At 59.9% G+C, this 4,665-nt stretch carries 2 protein-coding genes and 1 pseudogene; all 3 read left to right on the forward strand.

Annotation, left to right across the window (positions count from 1 at the left end; translation table 11 throughout):
- Positions 1-239: 239 nt before the first annotated feature.
- Positions 240-419, forward strand: a pseudogene (locus tag ACTHL0_RS25290) (hypothetical protein); the annotation flags it as partial.
- Entirely contained in the window at positions 416-2,269 is a 1,854-nt protein-coding gene (gene tssF / locus ACTHL0_RS25295; protein ID WP_440569812.1) for a type VI secretion system baseplate subunit TssF, read from the forward strand. The pseudogene ACTHL0_RS25290 and the gene tssF, both read left to right, overlap by 4 nt.
- A gap of 202 nt (positions 2,270-2,471) precedes the next feature.
- The coding region (locus ACTHL0_RS25300; RefSeq protein WP_440569813.1) for a type VI secretion system Vgr family protein at positions 2,472-4,665 on the forward strand (2,194 nt) is incomplete at its 3' end.

The following is a 4,665-nucleotide window of genomic DNA, read 5'->3' on the forward strand; positions in this document are numbered from 1 at the left end:
GCTCGCTTGCGCATATTCGTGAGTTGCTGGGTGTGAAGGCTGACGACGCGAGTTGAACGGGGCGTGGGATATAGCCTCACCAAGCGCGCCTATGGCGCTATCGGCGTGAGCTTACGGTCACCCCGAAACTACGGTGTCGCGCTGTCGGTCCCAACGATTCTGCCATTCGGAATCGCGAACCGTCTTCGAACGCTTGCGGCGGAAAAAACGCATACACGAACCGGAGCAATAAGTTGCCCGAACGCATGCGAGAGATCGCAGCCGAGCGCGGCGGGCGGTGCATTTCGGATACCTATGTGAATAGCGCGACGCGGCTCGAATGGGAGTGCGCGCGCTGCTACTTCATCAGCATCACGACTCGCCCGGAAACGCAGCGAAAGCGACGGCGTGAGGCTGCTGGAAAGCTAGACACGCAATGAACGACTTTCCCCAACCGGAAGACATCCTCCCGTACTACGAACGCGAACTGGCGTTGCTGCGCAAGTCGATGCGCGTGTTCTCGGAGCGCCACCCCGCTCACGCCGCAAAACTTGGCATCTCAGGCGAGCACTGTGACGATCCGCATGTCGAGCGGCTGTTGCAGTCCGCCGCGCTGAGCAACGCGCGAGCGGCGGCACGCATCGACGACGACCATCCGGAAGTGCCCAACGAGATGTTGGAGCGCTTGCATCCGGAGGTGCTGCGTCCGTTTCCTGCGTGCTCGATTGTGCAAATCCAGGCTGAGCCCGATCCGTCGAGCAGCGCACGCACGATCCCGCGAGAAACGGAGTTCATGTCGGATCATGGCAAATATCGCTTTCGATCGGCGTATGACGTCACGATTGCTCCGTTTTCTATGGGTCAGGTGCGATACGCTGCGGTGGCCCATGCACCGCGGAGCGTGATCCTTCCTGCTGATGCGCTTGGCATCCTCTCGATCACCTTTAAAGCGCTTGAGGAGCGAGCTGGCTTCGCAGCCGTTCCTGATCGTGTACGGATCTTTCTGGATGGTGCGCCGCAGATTGTCGCCGCGTTAAGCGATGGACTTTTGCTTCATGCGATCGGTGCGTTTGCCGATAGGGACGATCGTGGAGAATGGCGAGCGCTCAAAGCCGTACCGATTGCCGCAGCGGGTTTTGATGACGCAGACAGCTTGTTCGGCCTCGGACCCCGAAGGGACTTTCCGTTGCGCCTGCTGTTGGAGTATTTCGCGTTCCCGGAGCGGTTTCATTTCGTCGATGTCGACTTCGCGATGCTCAAGCAAACCGTGCTGGACGGTGCGCAGGGGGCGAGCTCTGTCACGCTGCATCTAACCATTGCAGGCGTCCGTCACGACTCGTCGATCGCGCAACGCCTGTCGGCAGTTAACGCCGGGAACCTGAAGCTTTTCTGTACGCCTGTTGCAAACCTATTCCAGCGCACCGTAGAGCCCGGCGACGTGACTGAGGCACCCGGCGATTCCGAGCCTAGATATTCCGTCGTGCCGAGTGGCGTGCCCGAGGTAGCCGATACCGAAGTCTGGTCGATCGACGAGGTTTATCTGAACAAAGCCGGTTCATCGAACCGGGAATTGATCGAGCCGCTGCACGGATTCGGGCATCGGAAGTACTACGGCGCACCGGTGTGGGAGCAACTGCGCAACGGGCGGGCCGCACGGGAGAATCCTGGCCGTGAATCCGCGCTTGTGCTGCGCAAACTGGACGGTAAGGTAGGGCTGCTGGACCCGAAGGATCTGGCAATCAAGGTCACGTGCACGAACCGCAATCTGCCGGCGGGCATGCCAATCGGTACGCCGGGCGGCGACTTGGAAGCGATCGGCGCCGAACTCAAATGCCCGATTGTGCTGTTGCGGCAGCCAACGCCGAGCCAATGGCCAAAGCCGGAGCGCGGTCACGGGTGGAAGCTTCTGGCGCAGATGACGCCGCAGGTCTGTCGCCTCGATCAGCTTGGGCTCGCTGCCCTCAAAGCGCTATTTCGACAATTCGCCGCACATGCGGGCCGGCAAGCTCCGCATATCGAAGGCATTACGGCCCTGCGCTGGCGCGGTGTGAAGCTCTGGACGATGGCTGCGGGAGTCGGGAGCTTGGAGCCCGGGATCGAAATTACGATGTCGCTCGACGAGCAACGCTTTGAATCGGAATGCATGAATACGCTGATCGGCGTGATGGATCGCTTCTTTGCCGCCTACGTGGACTTCAACAGTGCGACGCAATTGGTCGCGGTATCGGCTCGCACGGGAGTTGTGATTCGAAAATGTCCTCCGCGAGAAGGGCGCATGGCTCTGATTTGAACCCGGTTCGGTCTATACCGGTGGCTGTCCTTGGGCGATTGACAAAAAACCTTCCCTGAAGACGGGGCTGAAAGCGATTAAAAAAGCCGTTGCAATTTGATATATTGGCGCCTCTGCAAGGCGGGTGAGAGCGCATTGTCGGTGAACGGTTCGATCATTTCATGGGCGGGTCGTTCGGGCGAGATAAAAGAAGAGGTTAAACATGAGTTTTGCACCAATGGGAAACGCCGGAGGTGGCGGCGCACCGTCGACCGGTGGACTTTCGGGTTTGGGCCAAGCCGCCGGAATGGCGGGCCAACTCGGTGCGTTGGCCGGCATGCCAGGCGCGGGCCTCTTGCATGGGGCGTCCAGCGCGATCCAACTCGCCCAGGCCGGCATGGCGCTCATGGGCAAAACGCCGGAATCGATCGCCAGTGCGATCAACAGCCTCACAGGCGATCGCCCCAAGTTCACGCAGCAAAATCGCTACGCCACGATGGACTCTCCGCTCGGTCCGGACGTGCTGCTCATCAATGCTTTGCTCGTGGACGAGCATGTCAATCATTTGACGGAAATCCACATCGATGCGCTCTCGCATCAGAACAATATCGAGCCGCAGCAGATCGTCGGCCAGCGCGTGAACATCACGCTGGACCCCAATACGCGTAATTACAGTTTGGAGCGGATCGTCGCGGTCTCGCGGGAGATCGACAATCGCCGTTACTTCGATGGCTATGTGGCGTCGTTCGGCCGGGTCGGTAGCTCAGGCAATGTCACGCGCTACGAAATGTCGGTTGTGCCTTGGTTCTGGTTCCTGACTCGCTCCACGGACTGCCGCATCTTCCAGCATGAGACACCCGAGAGCATCCTCGCCACGATCTTCCATGAGCAGGGCTTTTCGGACTTCGAGTTCGATGTGCGCAATAAGCGCCCCGAGTTGAAGTACATGGTCATGTACTGCGAGTCGTACTACAACTTCTGCGCGCGACTCATGGAGCAAGAGGGGCTGATTTGGACCTTCCGCTACGAGAAGGGCAAGCACACCCTCGTGATTAGCGATAGCAACGCTATCTTTCGCGAGCTTCCAACGCTCGGCGAGATCGAGTACCACGCCGATAGCGCGGCGAGCGAACGAGATGGCATCGACCGATGGGACGAGGCATTTAGTTTTCGTGTCGGCAAGGTGACTTACCGGGATTTCAATGCCGAGCGGCCGTCGTCGAAGTTGATGCTGGTGGAGGCGCGTGCGCAGAGCTTGAAGCACTCGAATATCGGGGATACTGAGCGCTTCGAGCATCAATCGCTCTACGATGATTTTGACAATGGCCAGCGCTACGTGCGCTACGCGATGGAGGCGGAAGAGGCGCAGGCTCGGCGCTTTACCGGTACCGGATACGCGTCGGGAATGACGACGATTGGGCGGTTCAAGCTCGTCAATCACCGCTCGTCGACCTACAACAGCAAGGCGTTGGCCATCCTGCATGTGCGGCATGAGGCCGTGAACGACTACACGCAGCAGGTGGCGCGGCTGCCTTATCGCAATTCGTTCACGTGTTTGCCGATCGACATCCCCTTCCGGCCGGAGCGGCGTACGCCCAAGCCGTCCATGCAGGGTACGCAGACAGCGATCGTGGTGGGCCCTCCGGGCCATGAAATCTACACCGACGGAAGTTGCGTGAAGGTGCATTTTCCGTGGGACCGGCGCGGCAAGATGGACGGCACCGATTCGATGTGGATCCGGGTATCGCAGCCCTGGGCTGGCAAGGGGTGGGGTGGCTCCGCGATCCCGCGTGTCGGCCAGGAGGTCGTGATAGCGCACGATCAGGGTGACCCTGATATGCCCCTGGTGATCGGCCGCGTGTTCAACGGGGAAGCGGCCAACCCGTATCACGGGACTGCCGGGCAGACGATGGGTATTCGTAGCCAAACGCATAAAGGCAAAGGGTTCAACGAACTGCGGTTCTCGGATGTCAATGGTGCGCAGGAGGTCTTTCTGCACGCGCAGAAGGACATGAATACCATTATCAAAGACAACGAGACGCACACAGTGGAGGCGGGCGCTCGGAGCATTTCGGTGTTGAAGGGCGACGAGAGCAAGCACGTTGCACAAGGCAGCTTGTCGGAAAAGATCGCGAAGGCACGCTTCACGACCGCTAACACGGTAGGCGTACAGGCACTTGCAGGCGACGCGGGGCCTGGGAAGCAGAGCTATCAGGCCACCGACGAGATCGAGCATCGCGTCGGTGGGAGCGTCGTCACGCTGAAGCCGGACAGCATTCGGCTTTCGCACGGTGCGTCGAGCATTTTGATCAACCAAAGCGGCATCTTCCTCGACGGCCCGGTGATTCACCTGAATCAAGGGCTGTTTGTGACGCCCGAGCAGGCGATGGCGATTGAGTGGGCCAACCAGCAGGCGG

Origin of the sequence: Trinickia sp. (genome assembly GCF_051961175.1) — a bacterium.
In the GTDB taxonomy this organism is placed as follows: Bacteria; Pseudomonadota; Gammaproteobacteria; order Burkholderiales; family Burkholderiaceae; genus Trinickia.

Excerpts from the sequence above, each read along its gene's own strand:
- tssF (WP_440569812.1), top strand. The coding sequence starts at position 416 with ATGAACGACTTTCCCCAACCGGAAGACATCCTCCCGTACTACGAACGC.